Consider the following 21,032-nt stretch of genomic DNA (forward strand, 5'->3'; position numbering starts at 1 on the left):
GAGAGACTGCCTAAAATCGTTAGGCAGTCTTTTTTTCGTTAAGGACTAGTAACGAGCAATGCATGCGGATGCTGCGTTTTATATTCATCTTTCCACGGAATGTTTAGTTGTTCCCACGATTCGCCGCTATCATTGGATTGAAACACGCCGTTGTTATTTAAAGTGTAAAACGTATGTGGTTCTGCTTGATTTGTAGCAAACATCGAAATGACTGTACCGATTGCAGATGGTAGACCTTGCTGTACTTGCTCGAAAGGAGTATCTTTCGTTTTTCGATAAATATAAGATTCATAAGGAATACGGTGATGAGCGAGATCAGCACTCGGTGCGGCAGAAACGAGAATTGTATTACAATCAGCTGGATCGATAGCCATGCTGTATAAATAATGATGCTCAAGTCCGTCACTACATGAGATCCAGCTGTTTCCACTGTTATAACTTTCAAGATATGCACGATCAGGTCCGCCCATAAATCCATCACCACATGATGCATAAAGGCGATTTGGGGCTTCAGGGTGCATAAGTAATTGATGAGCATCGATAGGAGCACCGAATTTTTTATCAATCCATGTATGCCCTTTATCATTACTTTGAATAACGGCACCAGCTTCGATTGAAACATGGATTGTATTTGGGTTAGTTGGATCAACTGTAATCCAGCGTACGTGATGGGTAAAAGGTCTAGGCGGAAAAGCCCACGTATAGGAAGATAATAATGATTTCATATTTTTAAGTTCAGTCCACGTTTCACCACCATTTTCTGAACGGAATAAAGTACTAGGTTCTGTACCTACATAAACGACACCATATCCGTTAACTTGTTCATTAGGGCTTATCGTAATGGAAGTAATCGAAGAATGTAAAATACCATCTTCTTTAGGGAAATCAAAGTAACGATAAGAATCTCCAATCGGTCTCCATGAATCTCCGCCATCGTCACTTAGCCATAAACCTCGTCCAAAGGTGCCGCAATAAACACGATTTGTTTGGAATGGATCAACCACAATACAGGTAGGTTGCATATTTTGTAAATGATATGTGGTTTCATAGTTACCATATTGTTCTTTTATTACAACAAGTTCACGCTCCATGCAGAGAAATAAACGTTTCATTTTAGTAACCTCCTTAAAAATTCTTTCATTATTAAACAATATGAAGTTGAAAAAGAAGTAGTCTTATTTTTTGTTGAGAAAAAGGACTTGTTTGAAAAGTAGCGAAGAGTGTATACAGAGGAAGCGGGCGTTTACGAGCAGTCAATTCGGGATAAAGATGGGGAGTTTGTTTCATACTAACATACAGATATTGCACTTAAAGGAGTATAAGTATGGGACATTGACATGATCACGGTCATTCAAAAAATAAAAAGGCGTTATTAATTGCCTTCCTATTAACAACAAGCTTTATGATTGCTGAGGTTATTGGCGGGTTTGTAACAAATAGCTTAGCACTATTGTCTGACGCAGGGCATATGTTAAGTGATGCAGTATCCTTAGCTTTAAGTTTACTTGCGTTCAAGCTTGGAGAAAAAACGGCAACGGCCGCGAAAACATATGGGTATAAGCGAGTCGAAATGTTAGCGGCATTATGTAATGGTGTCGTTCTTATTGTCATTTCAGTATATATTTTTATTGAAGCAATTCGTCGTTTTAAGGAACCAGTTGAAATCGCCAGTAATGGAATGCTCGTTATTGCTGTGCTTGGTCTGCTTATTAATATTGTATCAGCTTGGATATTAATGAGAGGCGGAGATGTGAAAGGTAATTTGAATTTAAGAAGTGCTTTCTTACACGTACTAGGCGATTTATTAGGTTCAGTTGGAGCGATTATTGCTGCGTTACTTATTAAATTTTTCGGATGGACTGCTGCAGATGCGATGGCTAGTATTCTTGTGTCTATTTTAGTCATTATTAGTGGGTGGCGTGTAACACGTGATACGGTCCATATATTAATGGAAGGTGTACCGCAACACATAAATGTTGAAGAAGTAAAAAGTACATTGTTAAATATTCCGATTGTAAAAGAAGTTCATGATTTGCACCTATGGTCTGTCACATCTGATTTTCAAGTATTAACTTGTCACCTTATTATAAAAGGTAATGAGACGCAAAGTGTATTAGAAGAGGCAACGGATGTATTAAAGGAGAGGTTTCATGTAGAACATGTCACCATTCAAGTAGAAATAGACGGTGAATTCAAGCATAGTGAAACAACTTGCAAAGTATGAAAGAAAAAGGATAAGAAAAAGTGTCATAACATTTTTCGCAGGGCATACATATATATAATGTGGCCACAAATACTTTGTAAGGTAAATATTTCATAAGATTACTTTACTTATTAAGAATCATCTTTTATAATCAAAAGTGGTAATTGATAAAGATTATCATTTTCAATGATCGTAGAAAGGAGTTTTTTAAAAGATGAGTAGTCAACTCCGTTTTGCTGTTGAAAATCGTAAGAGGCATTTAATTGATGAGTTAATTGGAGCAGGGGTGTTTAAGATTCGCGACCGACAATTATACGAGCTATCTTTAGAGGAATTGGAAAAAGAGTACGAAGATATTGAAGATTACGCAAATATTCAGGCATAGCATATAGATTATTAAAGAAGGAGCTGGTTACACTTTTGTGTAACCAGCTTTATTCTTCTTTCATAGAAATCATTTTTTGTATTTCTTTCATGGGACGGAGCCAGTTTTGAGCCATCATTTGTTCCATTCGTTTTTCGTCCTGCTTTTGAAGTGCTTGAATGATAGAGTGATGTTCTTTAATAGATTGACTTGCAGGCACAAAGTTTTGGAAAAACAAATATTCAAGTCGTAAAACGTGAAGCTGCATATTTTCTAGAAAAGGTTCAATATATCGGTTTTTTGCAATAGAAGTAATTGTATTGTGAAATTGTATATCTAGTTTTAAAGCTTTTTTTGAATCTTTTTCATGCATAGATTGTTGAAAAGTATCATTTATCTCGGAAAGTAGTTTAATATCAGCATCTGTAACTTTTTGAAGTGCTTGTTTTCCTATAATTGAGTGAAGAACGGCCAGCGTCTCATAAATGATAGATACGTCTTCTAATTTAATAGGAGCAATTTTCGTTTTTTGACCGGGAATCATTTCTACTAGCCCAGAAAGCTCTAAAATTTGTAAAGCTTCTCTAACTGGTGTTCTACTTACTCCTAATGCTTCTGCCAATTCCCCATCATTAATTTTTTCATCTGGTTGTAATACACCTTCTATAATCCAATCTTGTAGTTGGGTTAAAACGAGTGACTTTGCGGAAACTCTTCCAGGTTTTTTATAATTTTGAGGGACAGGCATAAATAATTCAATCCTTTCATTGTATATTTTGTTTTTTTCTACTCATAAGTTTTAGCTTCGGTTTTCCTTCATCCGGCTTTTGGCTTAATATAAGCACCATTACAATGACACAAAAAGCACCTAATAACTGAAAAGATTGAAACGGTACGTGCAAAATAAGTACGGAAGAAATAATAGCTGCGAGCGGCTCTGTACAACCAAATAACGTTGTTTCTTTCGGCGTAAGGTATCTTATGCTATCTAAGTATAAATAAAATGCTATGAGTGTCCCGAAAATGACTACGAATGTAATGAGCGGGAGGGTACTTAAATTTACATAGTTCATAGTGGATAATAAAATGAATTCGTTTGTGGAAATAAAGTGTAAAATCGTTACACCAATCCCCCCAATAATCATACCCCAGCCAACGATAACAGATGAAGACCACTTTTCTAACAATTCTTTTGAATACAAACTATAAAATGCAAGAGATAGTCCAGAGAAAATGCCCCAAATGATAGCTGGTGTAGATACAGCTAATCTATGCATAGACCCGTTTGTTAATAAGAGAAAAGTCCCTACTAATGAGAGTGTAATTGAAATATAATCAATTTTTGATGGACGAACGTTCCATTTGAAAAGTAAGTATACAGTAATAAATATAGGGGCTAAATATTGTAACAAAGTTGCAACAGCAGCGTTTCCTTCTTTAATAGAGGCGAAGTACGTGTACTGTACAGCAAGCATGCCTAAAAGACCGAACAAAATCATTTTACTAGCGTCGGATTTTTGCTTCCAGATGGCAAAGATCTCTTTTTTTCTCGTTCCGAATGATGAAATAATGAGTAAAATAACCCCAGATATAAGCAAACGGATCGTAACTAACCATTCGGCTGAAACATTTTCATATTGAAAAAGTTGTTGCGCGGCTGTTCCTGACAACCCCCATAAACAAGCACCGATTATGACCATTATAATTCCTTTTAATCGATTTGGATTCATAAGGTATATAGTCCTCCTTCCAAAATATATATTGGATACAATATGCAATATATCACGAAATGGGGGATTTATAAATTGAAATTTCTGATTTCCTTAAATGGAAATCGTATGAAGTGTAGTTAGGTCTATAATACAAGGAAGTAGGCTAAATAAAGCAAGATAAAATTATAAAATTAAATCATAATCAAGAGGATAAAAAAATAAAGATAAGAGTAATTTGATTTGTTAAAAATATGTGTATAAGGAGATATGTGATGAGCTGGGTCACCCATAAACCAACATTTGAATTCGATAATTATAGTCATTTTATTCGGACGAATACAGCGTGGATTGGGCATTTAAATTTCGCATATGATTTAGTAAGGTTTGAAAAGCCGGAAGTATTAGTTGAGTTAGGGACACATTTAGGGGCTTCCTTTTTCAGTTTTTGTCAAGGGGTAAAAGATGGAGGATTAGGTACAAAATGTTTTGCTGTAGATACTTGGACGGGAGATGAGCATACAGGTCCATATGGGGAAGGTGTTTTTCAAATAGTAAATAAAGTAGTAAATACGAGTTATCCTAATATAGGTAATTTAATTCGCTCTACTTTTGACGAGGCTGTGGATCAATTTCAAGATGGAACGATAAATTTGTTGCATATTGATGGCTATCATACGTACGAAGCAGTTTCTCATGATTATAAAACATGGTTACCGAAACTTGCGGATAACGGTATCGTTTTATTTCATGATATTGAAGTTAAAGAACTTGATTTTGGGGTGTATAAATTTTGGGATGAAGTTAAAGCGAAGCACCCTCATTTTCAGTTTGAGCATTCATATGGGCTTGGTGTATTATTTCCGAAAGGTTATAGCGATAAGTTTGTGGAAATACTTAAAAATAAAGAAGAAATACAAAATATGTATAAGTAGAAGTGGAGCATGCATCATTTTAATGATGTGTGCTTTTTTTATCTGGGAAATAATAGGGCTGCGTAAAAGGTGAGGATAATAGTAAAAAGTTTTGTCGTGGCAAATATTAAAAAAGTTACTCTTGGATTGATCTTTATAAATAAAAATATAATATTTTTATTTTTTTCATTGCGAAAAGTAGCATCTACTTTTACAATAGAAAGGGTTGTGAATATATTATACTGAAAAAATAAATCGAAATAATATGAAAATTTTGTTTTGTCTTCGCTAATTGTATACTACATACACGTAAGACGACATACATCATGTTATCGACTTGTAAGGAGAGAAGAAAATGAAAAGTGTAAGATTACCCTCGATGCTAGAAATCATCATTCTTTTATTCCTATTTCTTGCTGTCGTCTTTTCCTTCCAAACGATTTTTGATCTCCCAATTCAATTAGCGCTATTTATTTCATGGTTTTTAGTTATTGCGCTTGGATTAAGGTTAGGATTTCGTTATCAAGAATTGCAAGATGCAATTACGAAAGGGATTTCTAATGGATTAGAAGCAATTCTTATTTTAGTTGCAGTTGGAGCTTTAATTGGAACATGGATAGCTGGTGGTGTTGTACCCACATTAATTTATTATGGATTAGAATTCATTCACCCTAGCATATTCTTATTGGCAACTTTAATTATTTGTTCCATAACTTCTATCGCGACAGGAACATCATGGGGAACAGTTGGAACAGCTGGTATTGCTATGATGGCGATTGGTGAAGGGCTTGGATTACCACTTCCGCTTGTTGCGGGTGCAGTCCTTTCAGGAGCTTATTTCGGGGATAAGTTATCACCACTTTCTGATAGCACAGTTCTTGCAGCCTCTATGGCGAAAGTAGATGTTATTGCTCACGTTCGGGCTATGCTCGTGTTAGACGTTCCGGCTTATATTATTACCAGCATTATGTTTACTGTTGCTGGATGGATGTACGGCGGGGACAATGTAGACTTGAATAGAGTAGAGTTTTTAAAAGAATCTTTATTAAAGCACTTTGATATTAAAATATGGATGCTTGTTCCAGCAGTCATTGTTATTGTGCTATTGGCGCTGAAGAAACCTTCTATGCCAACAATTGCTATGGGAGCTTTAATTGGTGCAATTTGGGCAACTCTTTTCCAAGGAATGAACTTTGGAGAGGCGATTGGAACAGCATATAACGGATTTTCAATTCAATCGGGTGTTGAGTTTGTAGATAAGTTATTAAATCGTGGTGGAATTAACGGTATGCTTGGTTCAGTAGCCGTGATTATTTTCGGATTAGGTTTTGGTGGACTACTTGAAAAGCTAGGTGTTTTAAAAGTAATCGTATCAAAATTTGAGAAGAAATTAAATTCTGCAGGTAATGTAACATTGTCTACATTAATCGTGGCATTCTTAGCTAATATATTTGGTTGTGCGATGTACGTATCGCTTATTTTAACACCGAAAATTATGGAAGATAGTTATGATAAATTAAAAATAGACCGCCGTGTATTAGCGCGTAACTCAGAAGTAGGTGGAACGTTAACTTCTGGTATGGTTCCGTGGTCGGATAATGGTATTTTTATGGCTGGTATTTTAGGTGTGGCAACGTTCTCATACGTTCCATTTATGTGGTTAAGCTTCGTTTCATTAATTTTGGCAGTTATTTACGGATATACAGGCAAATTCATTTGGTATGTAGATGACGTTGAAAAAGGAAAGCAAGCATCATAAAAAAAATACCTTCTGCGGTGGCAGAAGGTATTTTTTTTATATATAAGAGTGAGAATTCTTATCATTTGGGTGGGAGTCTGTTAAAATGAGAAATGTAGGTATTTTATTTTCAAGGGGATGAAAAAATGGAGTACAGAATTGAAAGAGATACATTAGGAGAAATAAAAGTTCCAGCTGATAAATTATGGGCAGCGCAAACGCAGCGTAGTAAAGAAAACTTTCCAATTGGAACAGAGCAAATGCCGCTTGAAATTGTAAAAGCATTTGCAATTTTAAAGAAAAGTGCAGCACTTAGCAATCAAAAATTAGGAAAGTTATCAGAAGAAAAAGCAGGAGCCATTGTGGAAGCTGCTGATGAAGTAATTGCAGAGAAATGGAATGAACATTTTCCACTTGTCGTATGGCAAACAGGTAGTGGTACACAATCGAATATGAATGTAAATGAAGTAATTGCAAACCGCGGTAATCAAATTTTGAAAGAAAAGGGATCTGACGTACATATTCATCCGAATGATGATGTGAACATGTCTCAAAGTTCAAATGATACGTTCCCAACAGCGCTTCATGTAGCGTGTGTAATTGCGGTAGAAAATCATGTATTACCAGCTATTACGAAATTAAAAGAAACATTAGCAGAAAAAGTGACTGCATTTGAACATATTATTAAAATCGGTCGTACGCATTTACAAGATGCAACACCATTAACGTTAGGACAAGAAATTAGCGGATGGCACCGTATGCTTGAAAAAACAGAGCGTATGATTGCGGATAGCAATACATATATGAAAGAATTAGCAATTGGTGGTACTGCGGTTGGAACAGGTATTAATGCTCATCCTAAATTTGGTGATATGGTAGCAGAGGAAATTAGTCAATTTACAGGTAAGAAATTTATTTCTGCACCAAATAAGTTCCATGCGTTAACGAGTCATGATGAAGTTGTATTTGCACACGGAGCATTAAAAGCATTAGCTGCTGATTTAATGAAGATTGCTAACGATGTACGCTGGCTTGCAAGTGGTCCACGTAGTGGTCTAGGAGAAATTATTATTCCGGCAAATGAGCCAGGAAGCTCTATTATGCCAGGTAAAGTAAATCCAACGCAAAGTGAAGCGTTAACGATGGTTGTAGCGCAAGTTATGGGGAATGACGCAACAATCGGATTCGCTGCGAGTCAAGGTAACTTTGAGTTAAACGTATTTAAACCTGTTATTGCCTATAACTTCTTACAATCAGCTCACTTATTAGCGGATGCGATTGTTTCATTTAATGATAATTGTGCAGTAGGTATTGAAGCAGATGAAGAAGTAATTAATGAAAATGTGAATCGTTCATTAATGCTTGTAACAGCATTAAACCCGCATATTGGATATGAAAACGCAGCGAAAATTGCGAAGCATGCTCATAAAGATGGGTTAACTTTAAAAGAGGCAGCGCTGCAATCTGGATTACTAACAGAAGAGCAATTTGATGAAATTGTAGATCCGAAAAAAATGATTGCTCCGAAAGAGTAATAGAAGAAGCCAAGGTTCTTAGTATAGAATCTTGGCTTTTTTTGATATTCATTTTTATGTTTCCTCCACTTGTACTACTGCAAGCTCCAAAAGATATTATTTGTTAGCAGACGTATTCATTACTTTCATATGTGGGCAGTTCTCTTTTAAGAGGGAAATGGATTTTTTTTCGCTTTAAATTTCAAGCTAGTCACCTCGGTATACGTGTTCTTTAAATAAATTAAATCACAACATCGTAATAAAACGTGGAAATATGCAGAATTGCATATTCTTTCGGTTTATTATTCGTGTAAAATTTTTTGATAGGATAAATTTAAATGAAGTTTTTAGTAGTGGAGTGGCATAAAGTGACTAACAAGAATAGAAGTGTAGTGCTAGTTATAATTAGTTGTATGATGATTATGAGTGGCTGCTCAAATAGATTCGTTGAGGATGGAAAGCGAAAACATGTATTTGTACAAGCGAGTAAAGTTTTAGTGGAAGTTGTTTATAAAATATATAAAGGGTAAAAAGGGTGTTTCTATATGTGGAAACACCTTTTTTGTAGTTAAAATTGAATGCTGAAGTTTTGGAATGTATGAATGCCGGTTCCATGTTGAATTAGGTTTTTATCACTTAAATATTGAACAGCATATTTCACTTCTTTCAATATAATAGGCGAAAGGCCAAGGGTGTGATGTGAACCATAAATTTGTTTAATAGGAGAGAAATTTGTAATTTTGTTTAGAGACTGAACTAAATCTACAGGGTTTGTTGATGGATAAAATGCAAAAATTGTGCCTTCATAAAGTAAATCTCCTGTAAATAAAAACGCAGTCTCGTAATCGTATATACAAATATGTCCCGGTGAGTGACCAGGAGTATGTATAATTTGAACTTTCCGATTTCCGATATCAATAAGATATCCATCTTCTAGTAATTTTGTTGGTGTTCCTTGAAATGGTTTGAATGTTTCAGGTTGAAATGTTTTAGGGGGAGGTAAAGTGATATCACGAGCGATGTCTTTCCGGATTTGAGAAATAGGAAGTCCTTTTATACCGTTAATGAGCCAATCTTCTTCTAAAGCATGTACATAGATTTCATCATATTGTCCGTGACTACCAATATGATCCCAATGAACGTGTGTCGTGACTACTATAATTGGTAAGTTTGTTAGTTTGTCAGTAATACGTTTTATATTATCAATACCTAGTCCAGTATCGATAAGCAGTGCATTTGTATTGCCCGTAAGTAAGAAGGAATGTACTTTCTCCCAATGGCCATATTCACTAATTGCATATGTATTTTTCGCGATTTGTTTTATGGTAAACCAAGGATCTTTCATAGTAACCATATTTTATTTCACATCCTAATAATAAGTGGTTTATTAAAACACATTCGCTGTTTGTTGTGATAAGTCCTTTTTATAATGTATAAATAGATGTTTTTATAAAAGTTTGTAAAATAGGCAAACGAAATATTGAATTGTTTGCTTTTGTTATGTTAAGATGATGGAGTGATAATAAACGATATCTTAATTTGTTTATGGTTTTAATAAACTTTTTGGAGGAATGTTTAGTATGAGTGATATTTCAGAGAAGTTTTGGGATGCGTCGGTAGAGGATTTGAAGAAAGGGTATGTGTTTGACGAGGTAGCAGAAGAATATATTTGTTTAGCTTGCGGAGAAACGTTTATAAAGGGGGTTATTTATCAAGATAATCAGGTTTTGTATGAAGCAGAGAAGTTTGTACAATTGCATATTCAAAATGAACATTCGTCTATGTTTGAGTATTTATTAAATCTTGATAAAAAGTTTACAGGTTTAACCGATTTGCAAAAGAAGATGGTTCAGTTTTTCTATATGGGACTTAATGATAAAGAGATTGTAAAAGAGATGGATGGCGGGAGCACATCAACAATTCGTAATCATCGATTTACATTGCGAGAGAAGATGAAGCAAGCGAAAGTATTTTTAGCGTTAATGGAATTGTCAGAAGAAAAATCAAAAGTTCAATCGAAATTTGTACCGATTCATAGAACAGCTACGATGGTGGATGATCGATACAATATTACAGAAGAAGAAAATAATGAAGTTTTAACAACGCATTTTACAGAAGGATTGGATGGGCCGCTTTCTAAATTTCCGAAAAAGCAAAAGCGTAAATTAATTATATTACGTCACTTAGTGAAGAAGTTTGATAGTAATGAAAAGTATACTGAAAAAGAAGTAAACGCAGTTTTAGAAAGTGTATATCCGGATTTTGTAACTTTAAGAAGATATTTAATCGAGTATGGTTTTTTAGATAGAACAGCCGATGGAAGCCAATATTGGGTGAAATTATAAGAATGAAGCAAAGCAAAGAAAGTGAATAGAAGCACATCATAAAAACAACTATACAAAGAGATAGAGATTGAAATATGTAGCACATTATAAAGACAAAAAAACGTATGTTGAAAGTATGATGAGCTTGAAGCATGAGAGGTCTCAAAAAGAAAGGGAATGGGCATTTCAATATCGAAAGTAGAATTGAAAAAATGCAACAGTACGGAGCACACGGGTGTAACCGTGCAAACTTTTAATAAAAGGAGAAATGAAATTTGAAACCACCTACAGATAACAATGAAGAAGGTGTAGAGTCACAGCAGTCAGAAAAGGGAAATAAACCAATATGGAAATCGATGTCTATGTTTTTAGTTCCGTTACTATTAAGTAATGTATTACAATCAGTTGGACAATTATTTGGTATGGTAGTCGTAGGGAGATGGCTTGGTGTAAATGATTTAGCGGCTATATCGGCATTCTTCCCATTATTTTTTCTACTCGTTTCATTTGTAATTGGAATTGGTTCTGGTAGTTCTATTTTAATTGGTCAGGCATTTGGTGCTAAAAATGAAGAACGTTTAAAAGCTATCGTTGGTACGACGCTTACGTTTACTTTTATTATCGGAGTTGTGTTGGCGGTAGTAGGAAGTGTGTTTGCACTGGATATTATGCGCATCATGGGAACTCCAGAAAATATTATTAATATAAGTGTACATTATGCACGTATTTTATTTATATCTATGCCAATTTTATTTTTATATTTTGCGTATACAACTTTTATGCGAGGGACGGGAGATTCCAAAACGCCATTTTACTTTTTGATCGTTAGTACAGCACTAAATATGTTATTATTACCGATTCTTATTTTTGGTTGGTTAGGACTTCCGAAATTAGATGTTTACGGAGCAGCATATGCTTCAGTTATATCTACAGTTATTACGTTTATTGTCATGCTAGTGTATTTAAAGAAGAAAAATCACCCACTACAACTAGATACAACGGTAAGAAAATATCTTCGAATGGATTTGGAGTTATTAAAGCTATTGTTACGACTTGGTATTCCAGCGAGTATTAATATGATATTAGTTTCATTATCTGAAATTGCGGTAATCGCGTTTGTGAATCGCTATGGATCAGATGCAACAGCGGCGTATGGTGTTGTGAACCAAGTTGCAAGTTATGTACAAATGCCAGCCGTTAGCCTAGGCATTACAGTATCGATTTTTGCAGCTCAATCAATTGGTGCGAACCAATTTGATCGATTACAGAAAGTTGTTAAGGCCGGAATTATCATGAATTATATCATTGGTGGTGTATTAATATCACTTATTTACTTGTTCTCAAGAGATATTTTAGCGTTATTTTTGACAAGTCAAACTACAATTGAAATTGCTCATAGCTTAGTTATGATTACTTTATGGAGTTACTTAATTTTCGGTCATGCACAAATTATTAGTGCGACAATGCGAGCAAGTGGTACAGTACTTTGGCCAACTGTGATTGGGGTTGTATCCATCTGGCTTGTTGAAGTACCTGTAGCGTATTATCTTTCTTACCATACGAGTCTTGGTATAGAAGGAATTTGGATTGGATACCCAGCGGCATTCATCGTCAGTTTAATATTACAGTATGCGTATTATAAGCTTTCATGGCAGAAGAAACGAATTACACGATTAGTGAGTTAAAAAATGAAAATGTCCCTAAGTCATTATACTTAGGGACATTTTTTTGATGAATGCTTATAAATAACTTTTTAAAGTTATGTCAAAATGTTGTCTAATGAGTTTTCCATTATTCATATAAAACTCCCAAGCTGTATCTGGCTCACCGATAATTTCAAATGAACCTTCTGTAATATATAAAGCACAATTATCTTCTAATGCAATGCCTTCTATATTACCTTGGTGAGTTTGTAAAAACGTATGGAAAGCATTCATTCTATTTAATTGATTGTAATGAGGGCAAAATCTTTTATTAACAATGCTCCAGCCACTACTTTCTATATAACCAGAACCTTCATAATCTGAACGAATGCTAGATGTGAACCAGCACATCGCACCGGCACTATACCCTGCAATAAGTGTTCCACGTTTTAAAGCAAATAGTAACTTTTCATCTAGTTTATGTTCTTTCCATTGTTCAAGCATGTGAACGTAATTTCCACCGCCAAGATAAATTAAATCGGCAGAATGAATCATCTCATCTATTTCATATTTAGTAGGTGTTTCGGTTGAAATGCGTAAAATTTGAACCTCACAATGTAATTGCTTTTCAAATGTTTCTAAAAATAACTTTATATATCCTTCATCATCACGACTAGCTGTAGGAATGAATAATACTTTTGGGTATTGTTTATTCGTTAATTCTATAAGTCGTTCATTAATATGCAAGTGATTTGGATCTTGTAAATCACCGCCACCAATGACAGCTAATTTCATAGTAAAGCACCACCTAATAATATTTGTTATGTAAAAATTCGATAGTGGGGAGTTACATTCCTTCTGTGATTTAATGAATAAGGGGAAATAAAGTGAACAATATATTAGAATAGCATAAGGAGTCGATAGCTGTGGATAGAAAGGAATTAGAAGCAGTTTATCCCGCTATTTGCGGGCAGTAAGATTCCCAACTCAAAATTCGACTGGATCAAAGCAGTTAAGTGGAAGCCCTGCTGCCCGTAAACGCCCGATTGGTGAAGGCTAATAATCAGTGGGGGATGAACAAAACCCCCACTGATTAAAGTTTCACTTTATTGATATATAATACTGGATAATATTGTTTCAAAGTATGGAAACAATATGTTTAAATGAATATAACGGCGTACTAATTAATATTGAAAGAGTGTTTATATTTAAAAAGTGCGGGGAATACCAGAGGTTTTACAAAAGCGGTTTTTACTTTTTATTGGAAGTTATTTTATAATATGGTAAAATTATATTAATATATTTATTGGCGTAGACTGAAAAGAGGGAGCGTGAAAGAGTGGATTTTCGATTTGAGTTCGCAGCGAAGGTGAAAGAATATTTAGATGATGAAAAAGATGAAAAAATAATAAAAGATGGACACAGAGATATAATTTATAAATATTTATATCCGTTAGAGAGTGAAATTGGAATTTTTAAAAATCCTAACTTTACTTTTTTTGCATCAGGAAGACGTTCACATATAGTATTAGAAAATATTGAATTTAAAACAGAAGTAAACGTAGAAAGTAATATAATTGAAATTACAAAAATAGTGGATAATGTGGCGATTCCATTAGATACTATCGTAGCTAAAGATCGGGAATTATTTGCACTCGGGCGTAATGAGAAATTTAGTGTGCAAATATTAGAATATTATCTCTATGATACATTTGGTGAGAAGTTAGGTTTACAATGAATCGAACGCGGTACAGCTAACTAATTAGTGGAGATTAGGATTCAGTTAATATCATTTATGTTTGACCTTCTATATATTTTATACTACAATCTGTAGTGTGAAAGGGGCCATACGATGTTTACTCAAAACTACAAGTTAAATGAGCAAGGGTTAAATCACTTTTTCGGACCGCTTGAAGCGAAAATAATGGAGATTGTTTGGGCTACGGAGGGTATTACCATTAAAGATGTGCAACAGAAATTAAGTGAAGAATCCCCGGTGAATTTTAATACTGTAATGACAGTTATGAACAGATTAGTAGAGAAAGCACATTTAGAAAAGCATATTGTGAAAAGAAGTGGTATGTATCGTACTACACAAACGAAGGAAGAATTTTTATCTAATCAAACGAAGAAAATGACACAGGAATTAATGGGTGAATTTGGGGCTCTTGTTGTGAACCATATGATAGATGAGTTAGAACAAGCTGATCCATCTTTAATAAAAAAATTAGAAGAGAAATTAAGTCAGCTAAAAAAAGAGGACCGATAAAATGAAGTGGCAAATGCGTAAAATCATTTTGTTAGCAGTGACTATTAGTGTGCTTTTTTTAAGCATGTTAGTATACTATGTTACATACCCATTTCTTTTTCAAAATAAAGCATTTTTCCTTTCGCAATTTTGTTTATTTGAATTACAAAAACATATGAGGGAACTATCGATACTTCGTATAATGATAGTCGGATTACTGTTATTTACTGTAATCATTATGAGTAAAAGAATTTGGAAGCAATTTTTTTATAGTAAAAGATTGAAAAGAAATCTCGTGTCCATTACTAGAAAAGGAAAGCAAGTGTACGTATTATCAACGTTACAGATTACGGCATTTACAATTGGATTATTTCGACCGAAAATTGTCATTTCAGAAGGAATGTTTCAGGCATTTTCTGAGGAAGAAATTGATGCGATTGTATTACATGAGGAATATCATCAAAAAAATCGAGATCCATTAAAGTTATTTTTCTTTACCTTGTTAGCTGAGGGAATGATGTATATTCCTATATTAAAAGGGATGCTGCAGCGTTATCATGTATATCAAGAGCTATCAGCTGATAAATATGCGATGCAAAAAATGAAATCTTCATTTGAGCTAGGTAGTGCATTATTAAAGTTAATTAAAATAAAGACGATGGAAAATCAATGTATTACAGCGTCGTTTGCGAAAACCGCAATTAATTTACGAATTGAGCAAGTATTGAATGAGAAAGTTGTTAAGCTGAATATGCCATTACATACAAATTCAGTATATGTAACGTTAGGGCTATTTTGTATGTCGATTGTACTTATTGTCGGAGAGTGCATATAGCCTCTTTTTTTAATAATCAACACTACACGTTGTAGTGTTTTTAGGAGGGATAAAATGAATGCGACGGATTTAACAATTTGGCTAGTAGTAGGGGCGGGGATACTTTCATTTATATCACCATGTTCTTTACCGCTATATCCATCTTATTTATCATATATTACAGGTGTTTCTATTCAAGATTTAAAAGAAAATCGTGGAATTATGCAAAAGTCAGCGATTATACATACAGTATTTTTTATGATCGGTTTCTCGGTTATTTTTTATGCGTTAGGTTTATCGGTAAGCTGGATTGGGATCACTTTTTCATCTAATCAAAGGTTGATTCAGCAAATTGGTGGGATATTTATTATTTTGATGGGGCTATTTATGACTGGATTGATTCAGCCTAAGTGGCTTATGGCAGAGAAAAAAGTACAATATAGAAGAAAATCGACAGGCTATATTCGCTCAGTTTTGGTCGGCATGACATATGCAGCAGGATGGACACCGTGTGTTGGACCAATATTTTCTGCAGTGCTTATGCTTGGTGCGACCAATCCTGAAAGTGCGCTTCTGTATATTACAGCGTACACCCTTGGATTTGCGGTTCCGTTTTTCGTGATGGCATTTTTTATTGGAAAGGTAAAATGGATTGTTACATATGCCAATGTCATGATGAAAATTGGCGGTGGAATTATGCTTGTAACAGGAGTTTTATTATATACAAATCAAATGACGAAAATTACAGCATTTTTTATTCGTATATTTGGTGGATTTACAGGATTTTAGAAATGAGGAGGAAGAAAAGTGAAGAAACTAATTGCTATTATACTGGCCGGGGCATTAATTTGGGCAGGGGTTAACTTTTATAATACAAAGAAAGAAGAAAAAGAAAGAAAAGCAAAACAAGCGGAGTTACAAGAAACAGAAGTATTACCACAAGTAGGATTTAAAGCGCCAAACATAACATTAAAAGGATTAGACGGGAAGCTGCATTCGTTAAATGATGCAAAGGGAAAACCATATGTTATTAATTTTTGGGCATCATGGTGTGGGCCATGTGAAATGGAGGCTCCTGATTTAGTTCGTTTGTATGATAAATATAAAAAGGATGTTGAAATTTTTGCGGTAAATGCAACAATCGGGGATCCAGTACAAGAAGCGAGTGCATTTGCAGATCGTCACGGATTTAAATTTCCTGTTCTATTAGATATGGACGGAGTAGCTGGAATAGATTATAAAGTATTTTCTTTACCAACGACATTTTTTGTTAATAAAGATGGAATTATTGTAGATCATGCACGAGGTGTATTACCTCCAGATCAATTAGAAGAGAAGTTTAAAAAAATAATTGAGAATTAAGAGGGGATTTCATAGTGATGGAGTGGATGGTGAGGTTACAACCAGTTTCTCTTATAATAGGAAGTCTATTTGGATTTACTATGATGAAACTAAGGATGAAAAAGCAAAATATTCAATATGAAAAAATGATGGATGCGGTAACGAATGGTTTTCTCATCATTGTATTAGCATGGAAATTCGCACCGGCAATTTTAAATCCGGTATGGGCCATTGGAGCGCCACTGCAAGCATTATTAGCTGTAGGAAGTATGCAGCATATTATAGCAGGATGTGTAATTGCGAGTGTATACATTGTTTGGAAAAGTAAAAAGGGACAATTTTCGCTTTGTATTTTACTTGATGCATTGCCTATTGGACTATGTATGAGTATTATTTTTTATTTTCTATTCAACCACAAAATAGGTGTACAAACGACACTGCCTTGGGGTGTGAAAATATATGAATCAAAATTTTTATATCACCCTATTTTCGTATATGAGATCATCCTTGCTCTTTGTATAATGGGCTTGTTATGGGTGAAAAATGAAAGACTCGGAAATGGAAAGAATATAAGTGTTTTTCTAATTATTGAGGGCGTTGCTCATATTATTATTTCGCTTATTAGTGAGCAAAATTCGGTTCTACTTGGTTTATCAATACAGCAAATAATGAGCTTCTTTGTTATTAGTTTAGGGATTTTGTTCGTGCCGAAAAAATAAAAAGATAGCTACATATGGAGTATGTCCATGCGTGGCTATCTTTTTATTTTATATTAAAAAATCGGCGGAGTAACAGAAAATAAAACAATCGCATTTTTCTTGAATTGATTTACCCATTTATGTTTTAAATAAGCTGGTATTTTTACGCTATCACCAGTTTCTAATGTGTATTCTTCTTCATTTAAGTGCAATGTGATTTTTCCGTCTAATACAAATGCTAATTCTTCTCCTTTATGTTCTAAAGGATTTTCTGATGAAGAAGTATTTGGAGGAACAGTCATAATTGCTGTTGCTAAATTTCCTGTGAAATCAGGCGATAACAATTCATATGATAAATTATCGATAATCATTTTTTTTCGTTTATGAGAGCGTACGATTAAATCGTCTGTATTTGTCTCTTCAAGTAAAAAACTAAATGTTGGAACATCAAGAGCTTTAGCGAGCACCTTTAATGTTTGAATAGAAGGGTTAGCAGAACCACGTTCAATTTGACTGAGCATAGATGGTGTGATTTCAGCCATCTTTGCTAGTTCTTTACTAGTTAACCCTTTTTCTTTTCTTTGTTTTTCAATCTTTTTTCCAATATCTATATTTTCCATAACGCATTCTCCTTAATAATTATTAAATTATATTTAAATAAATTAAATTGAAATTAACCGAAACTGAATTTTATGTTAAACTATATTTAAATTAATTTAATTATAATTTATTGTATGGCGAGCTACAAGGATATGAGGAGGAAGAGGAATGAAGGAGATAGAGGTATTAAAAGAACGATTCCCATTAGTAAATAACCTTATTGCAACGGAAGAAGTATTTTGGATAAATCCGAATACAGAAAGGTATGAAACGGCAATAAAAGATTCTCCATTGAATGAAGGAAATGTAAAAGATGCCGAAGAGAGGTTAAAGCGTTTTGCACCATATATTGCGAAAGTTTTTCCGGAAACGAAAAAAACGAGTGGCATTATAGAATCTCCTTTAGTGAAAATACCTACTATGAAACAATCTTTAGAGAAAAATTACGGGCAATCTATATGGGGAGAATTACTATTAAAATGTGATAGTCATCTTCCGATATCAGGTTCAATAAAAGCTAGAGGCGGAATATACGAAGTGCTGAAACATGCCGAGCAATTAGCACTTCAGCATGGAATGTTAACAGAGGAAGATGATTATTCAATTTTAGATAGTGATACATGTAGAGAGTTTTTTGCGAAATATTCAATTGCGGTAGGTTCGACAGGGAATTTAGGACTGAGCATTGGGATTATGAGTGCGAAACTAGGTTTTAACGTGACTGTTCATATGTCAGCAGACGCAAAACAATGGAAAAAAGATTTATTAAGAAGTAAAGGTGTAAATGTTATTGAATATGAGGCTGATTATAGTAAAGCAGTAGAGGAAGGAAGAAGGCAAGCAGATGCTGATCCTACCTGTTATTTTGTAGATGATGAAAATTCACATGATTTATTTTTAGGGTACGCAGTAGCAGCATCCCGTTTACAAAATCAATTAAAAGAGTTAGAGATTGTAGTAGATGAAGAACATCCTTTATTCGTTTATTTACCATGTGGTGTCGGAGGCGGACCTGGCGGAGTGGCATTTGGCTTAAAGTTATTATATAAAGACAACGTTCACTGTTTCTTTGCAGAGCCGACGCATTCCCCGTGTATGTTACTCGGGTTAATGACAGGACTTCATGATAAAATTGCTGTTCAAGATATCGGGATTGATAATGTAACAGACGCGGACGGACTTGCAGTAGGAAGGCCATCTGGATTTGTCGGTAAAACGATGGAACCATTTTTGAGTGGAAATTACACAGTGAGTGATGAAGAGTTATATAGATTATTAAAAGAACTGGCTGATACGGAAAATATTTATTTAGAGCCTTCTGCGTTAGCGGGTATGATTGGTCCGCTTAATGTATGTAAAGCTGAAAATGGGTATTTACAAAAGCAACAGTTAACTGAGAAGGTGAAGAAAGGTACTCATATCGTGTGGGGAACTGGTGGGAGTATGGTTCCAGAAGACGTGATGAATGGGTATTATAAAACAGGTGTGGAATTAACGTTAAAATGAAAATGAGGCTATTTGCAGCCTCATTTTTTTCATGTACATAAAATTCTTTGTTATTTTCACAATAGTTCTTTATAGTATATATAAAGGATAACTAATATTGAATAAATATAACAAACAGCTTTATTTTACATAATAAGAGGATGTGTATACGATGTCATTACAGACTAAATATATAGCGGGTATTTCGCTTGGGGTTATGGGCGTAGGTTTTGCGGCTTCAATCCCTTTTCAAGGAACGGTAGCTGGAGAGATTATTCAAGGGGGATTTGAAGCTGGTTTAGTTGGTGGACTTGCGGATTGGTTTGCGGTTACAGCTTTATTCCGTCATCCGTTGGGAATTCCAATTCCACATACAGCATTATTACCTAAAAATCGGAAGCGGGTAACAAAGGGACTCGTTTCTACGTTAGAAAATGACTGGCTGACGAAAGAAAGTATTACAAGTAAAGTAAAAGAAATGCAGCTAGCACAAATGGTACTGCAAATTGCTGAGAAAGAGTTACAGTCTGATGCTGTGAAAAAAGGGATTGTAACAATTGCTGAGAAAGCGATTCTTCAAATAGATACGGAAAAATTAGCAGTTATTATTGAAAAAGAATTGAAAACATATTTGCATACAATTAACACAAGTAACATATTACAAGTTCTCGTGGATCAATTAGTTGTGCAAGAGTATGATGAAAAAACACTTGATTACATATTAGTAAAAGTGAAAGATTGGACAGCTCAAGATGAAGCACGTTATCAGCTCGGAAGCTTAGGAATGAAGGCGATGGAAAATATAAAAGTAGATGGATTCTTACAGTTTACTTTGAAATCATTTATGAATATTGTAGATGAAGATAAAATTGGCGGCATTTTGCAGAAGTTTATTATTAGCAATATTAACAGCTTGCAAGATGCTGATAATAGCACAAGACAACTTATATTAGCGAAGATTCGTCAAGAAATTATAAATGTAAAAGAAAATGAATCTTTATTACAGGAATTAGAGAAGTGGAAAGAAAAATGGATTGCAAATTGGGATGCTACTGACAAAATAAAAGAGATGCTAGAGCAAGTACAGAGTAGGGCGGTTACCTTTGTGAAGAATGAAGAATTTGCCGATAAATATGTTGTTCCATTCTTACAAACACAAATGAATAAAATAAAAGAAGACGAACTGACTGTTCAAAAAATAGAAGATTGGTTACAAAAACAAGTTGTTACTATTGTTGAAAAAAATCATTCTAAAATTGGAAAGCTTGTGCAAGAAAACCTTGATAAGTTAGATGATAAAACATTAATCGAAATGATTGAAAATAATGTCGGTAAAGATTTGCAGTGGATACGAGTGAACGGGGCGGTTTGCGGATTTATGATTGGATTAGTGTTAGAAGGAATTAAAGCGATTATATGAGAAAAACCTTCCGCAAT

At 34.4% G+C, this 21,032-nt stretch carries 21 protein-coding genes and 2 pseudogenes; 16 read left to right on the top strand and 7 right to left on the bottom strand.

What is annotated here, in order from left to right:
* Nucleotides 1-38: 38 nt before the first annotated feature.
* Nucleotides 39-1,112, bottom strand: a complete 1,074-nt coding sequence (locus tag BAQ49_RS09005; protein WP_071745038.1) for a WD40/YVTN/BNR-like repeat-containing protein — start codon at nucleotides 1,110-1,112, stop codon at nucleotides 39-41.
* Nucleotides 1,113-1,324: 212 nt separating this feature from the next.
* Here BAQ49_RS09005 and BAQ49_RS09010 point away from each other — a divergent pair.
* Together BAQ49_RS09010 and fbpA are read left to right on the top strand one after the other, a co-directional pair.
* Nucleotides 1,325-2,224, top strand: a pseudogene (locus BAQ49_RS09010) (cation diffusion facilitator family transporter).
* A gap of 193 nt (nucleotides 2,225-2,417) precedes the next feature.
* Nucleotides 2,418-2,588: a Fur-regulated basic protein FbpA gene (fbpA, locus tag BAQ49_RS09015; protein ID WP_000098300.1), complete on the top strand. Its 171-nt coding sequence runs from the start codon at nucleotides 2,418-2,420 to the stop codon at nucleotides 2,586-2,588.
* A 49-nt stretch (nucleotides 2,589-2,637) separates the two neighbouring features.
* Here fbpA and BAQ49_RS09020 read toward each other — a convergent pair whose 3' ends face one another.
* Together BAQ49_RS09020 and BAQ49_RS09025 are read right to left on the bottom strand one after the other, a co-directional pair.
* Nucleotides 2,638-3,315, bottom strand: coding sequence for a GntR family transcriptional regulator (locus BAQ49_RS09020; protein ID WP_071745039.1), 678 nt, complete (start codon nucleotides 3,313-3,315; stop codon nucleotides 2,638-2,640).
* Nucleotides 3,316-3,331: 16 nt separating this feature from the next.
* Entirely contained in the window at nucleotides 3,332-4,297 is a 966-nt protein-coding gene (locus BAQ49_RS09025) for a DMT family transporter (RefSeq protein ID WP_071745040.1), read from the bottom strand.
* Between the two features lie 254 nt (nucleotides 4,298-4,551).
* Between BAQ49_RS09025 and BAQ49_RS09030 the strand changes: the two genes are divergently transcribed.
* The 3 genes from BAQ49_RS09030 (at nucleotide 4,552) to fumC (ending at nucleotide 8,463) form a co-directional block, all read left to right on the top strand.
* Nucleotides 4,552-5,211, top strand: coding sequence for a class I SAM-dependent methyltransferase (locus BAQ49_RS09030; RefSeq protein WP_071745041.1), 660 nt, complete (start codon nucleotides 4,552-4,554; stop codon nucleotides 5,209-5,211).
* A gap of 334 nt (nucleotides 5,212-5,545) precedes the next feature.
* Complete coding sequence (gene nhaC / locus BAQ49_RS09035) at nucleotides 5,546-6,949, top strand: Na+/H+ antiporter NhaC (protein WP_071745042.1); 1,404 nt, start codon at nucleotides 5,546-5,548, stop codon at nucleotides 6,947-6,949.
* 125 nt (nucleotides 6,950-7,074) lie between these two features.
* Nucleotides 7,075-8,463 carry a class II fumarate hydratase gene (fumC, locus tag BAQ49_RS09040; RefSeq protein WP_071745043.1) on the top strand — a complete coding sequence of 463 codons (1,389 nt, stop codon included), beginning with the start codon at nucleotides 7,075-7,077 and terminating at the stop codon, nucleotides 8,461-8,463.
* A 96-nt stretch (nucleotides 8,464-8,559) separates the two neighbouring features.
* Here the strand turns inward: fumC and BAQ49_RS34225 are convergent.
* A pseudogene (locus BAQ49_RS34225) lies at nucleotides 8,560-8,634 on the bottom strand (PH domain-containing protein); the annotation flags it as partial.
* 146 nt (nucleotides 8,635-8,780) lie between these two features.
* Between BAQ49_RS34225 and BAQ49_RS09050 the strand changes: the two are divergent.
* Nucleotides 8,781-8,972 carry a hypothetical protein gene (locus BAQ49_RS09050; protein ID WP_071745044.1) on the top strand — a complete coding sequence of 64 codons (192 nt, stop codon included), beginning with the start codon at nucleotides 8,781-8,783 and terminating at the stop codon, nucleotides 8,970-8,972.
* Between the two features lie 38 nt (nucleotides 8,973-9,010).
* Here BAQ49_RS09050 and BAQ49_RS09055 read toward each other — a convergent pair whose 3' ends face one another.
* Nucleotides 9,011-9,796 (bottom strand): MBL fold metallo-hydrolase, encoded by a 786-nt coding sequence (locus BAQ49_RS09055; RefSeq protein WP_071745045.1) that lies wholly within the window; start codon nucleotides 9,794-9,796, stop codon nucleotides 9,011-9,013.
* 226 nt (nucleotides 9,797-10,022) lie between these two features.
* Here BAQ49_RS09055 and BAQ49_RS09060 point away from each other — a divergent pair, with 226 nt between their 5' ends.
* Nucleotides 10,023-10,787 (top strand): DUF2087 domain-containing protein, encoded by a 765-nt coding sequence (locus tag BAQ49_RS09060; protein ID WP_071745046.1) that lies wholly within the window; start codon nucleotides 10,023-10,025, stop codon nucleotides 10,785-10,787.
* A 254-nt stretch (nucleotides 10,788-11,041) separates the two neighbouring features.
* The gene (locus BAQ49_RS09065; protein WP_071745047.1) at nucleotides 11,042-12,451 is read left to right on the top strand and encodes an MATE family efflux transporter; all 1,410 of its coding nucleotides are present in this window, start codon (nucleotides 11,042-11,044) and stop codon (nucleotides 12,449-12,451) included.
* Between the two features lie 54 nt (nucleotides 12,452-12,505).
* On the opposite strand, the gene BAQ49_RS09070 is transcribed toward BAQ49_RS09065, so the two are convergent.
* The gene (locus BAQ49_RS09070; RefSeq protein WP_071745048.1) at nucleotides 12,506-13,204 is read right to left on the bottom strand and encodes a peptidase E; all 699 of its coding nucleotides are present in this window, start codon (nucleotides 13,202-13,204) and stop codon (nucleotides 12,506-12,508) included.
* Nucleotides 13,205-13,748: 544 nt separating this feature from the next.
* On the opposite strand from BAQ49_RS09070, the gene BAQ49_RS09075 reads away from it, so the two are divergent.
* The 6 genes from BAQ49_RS09075 (at nucleotide 13,749) to BAQ49_RS09100 (ending at nucleotide 17,531) form a co-directional block, all read left to right on the top strand.
* Entirely contained in the window at nucleotides 13,749-14,147 is a 399-nt protein-coding gene (locus tag BAQ49_RS09075) for a DUF3942 family protein (protein WP_071745049.1), read from the top strand.
* A 114-nt stretch (nucleotides 14,148-14,261) separates the two neighbouring features.
* Nucleotides 14,262-14,678: a BlaI/MecI/CopY family transcriptional regulator gene (locus BAQ49_RS09080; RefSeq protein ID WP_071745050.1), complete on the top strand. Its 417-nt coding sequence runs from the start codon at nucleotides 14,262-14,264 to the stop codon at nucleotides 14,676-14,678.
* 1 nt (nucleotide 14,679) lies between these two features.
* Nucleotides 14,680-15,492 (top strand): M56 family metallopeptidase, encoded by an 813-nt coding sequence (locus BAQ49_RS09085; RefSeq protein WP_071745051.1) that lies wholly within the window; start codon nucleotides 14,680-14,682, stop codon nucleotides 15,490-15,492.
* Between the two features lie 54 nt (nucleotides 15,493-15,546).
* Nucleotides 15,547-16,260 (top strand): cytochrome c-type biogenesis protein CcdA, encoded by a 714-nt coding sequence (gene ccdA / locus BAQ49_RS09090; RefSeq protein WP_071745052.1) that lies wholly within the window; start codon nucleotides 15,547-15,549, stop codon nucleotides 16,258-16,260.
* 18 nt (nucleotides 16,261-16,278) lie between these two features.
* Nucleotides 16,279-16,833: a TlpA family protein disulfide reductase gene (locus tag BAQ49_RS09095; protein ID WP_071745053.1), complete on the top strand. Its 555-nt coding sequence runs from the start codon at nucleotides 16,279-16,281 to the stop codon at nucleotides 16,831-16,833.
* Nucleotides 16,834-16,850: 17 nt separating this feature from the next.
* Nucleotides 16,851-17,531: a prolipoprotein diacylglyceryl transferase family protein gene (locus BAQ49_RS09100; protein WP_071745139.1), complete on the top strand. Its 681-nt coding sequence runs from the start codon at nucleotides 16,851-16,853 to the stop codon at nucleotides 17,529-17,531.
* 53 nt (nucleotides 17,532-17,584) lie between these two features.
* On the opposite strand, the gene BAQ49_RS09105 is transcribed toward BAQ49_RS09100, so the two are convergent.
* Nucleotides 17,585-18,130, bottom strand: coding sequence for a helix-turn-helix domain-containing protein (locus BAQ49_RS09105; protein WP_071745054.1), 546 nt, complete (start codon nucleotides 18,128-18,130; stop codon nucleotides 17,585-17,587).
* Nucleotides 18,131-18,278: 148 nt separating this feature from the next.
* On the opposite strand from BAQ49_RS09105, the gene BAQ49_RS09110 reads away from it, so the two are divergent.
* Both BAQ49_RS09110 and BAQ49_RS09115 read left to right on the top strand, forming a co-directional pair.
* Nucleotides 18,279-19,616: a D-serine ammonia-lyase gene (locus tag BAQ49_RS09110; protein WP_071745055.1), complete on the top strand. Its 1,338-nt coding sequence runs from the start codon at nucleotides 18,279-18,281 to the stop codon at nucleotides 19,614-19,616.
* A gap of 151 nt (nucleotides 19,617-19,767) precedes the next feature.
* Nucleotides 19,768-21,015 (top strand): DUF445 domain-containing protein, encoded by a 1,248-nt coding sequence (locus tag BAQ49_RS09115; protein WP_071745056.1) that lies wholly within the window; start codon nucleotides 19,768-19,770, stop codon nucleotides 21,013-21,015.
* Nucleotides 21,016-21,032: the final 17 nt, after the last annotated feature.

Source organism: Bacillus proteolyticus (genome assembly GCF_001884065.1).
GTDB classification, from domain to species: domain Bacteria; phylum Bacillota; class Bacilli; order Bacillales; family Bacillaceae_G; genus Bacillus_A; species Bacillus_A proteolyticus.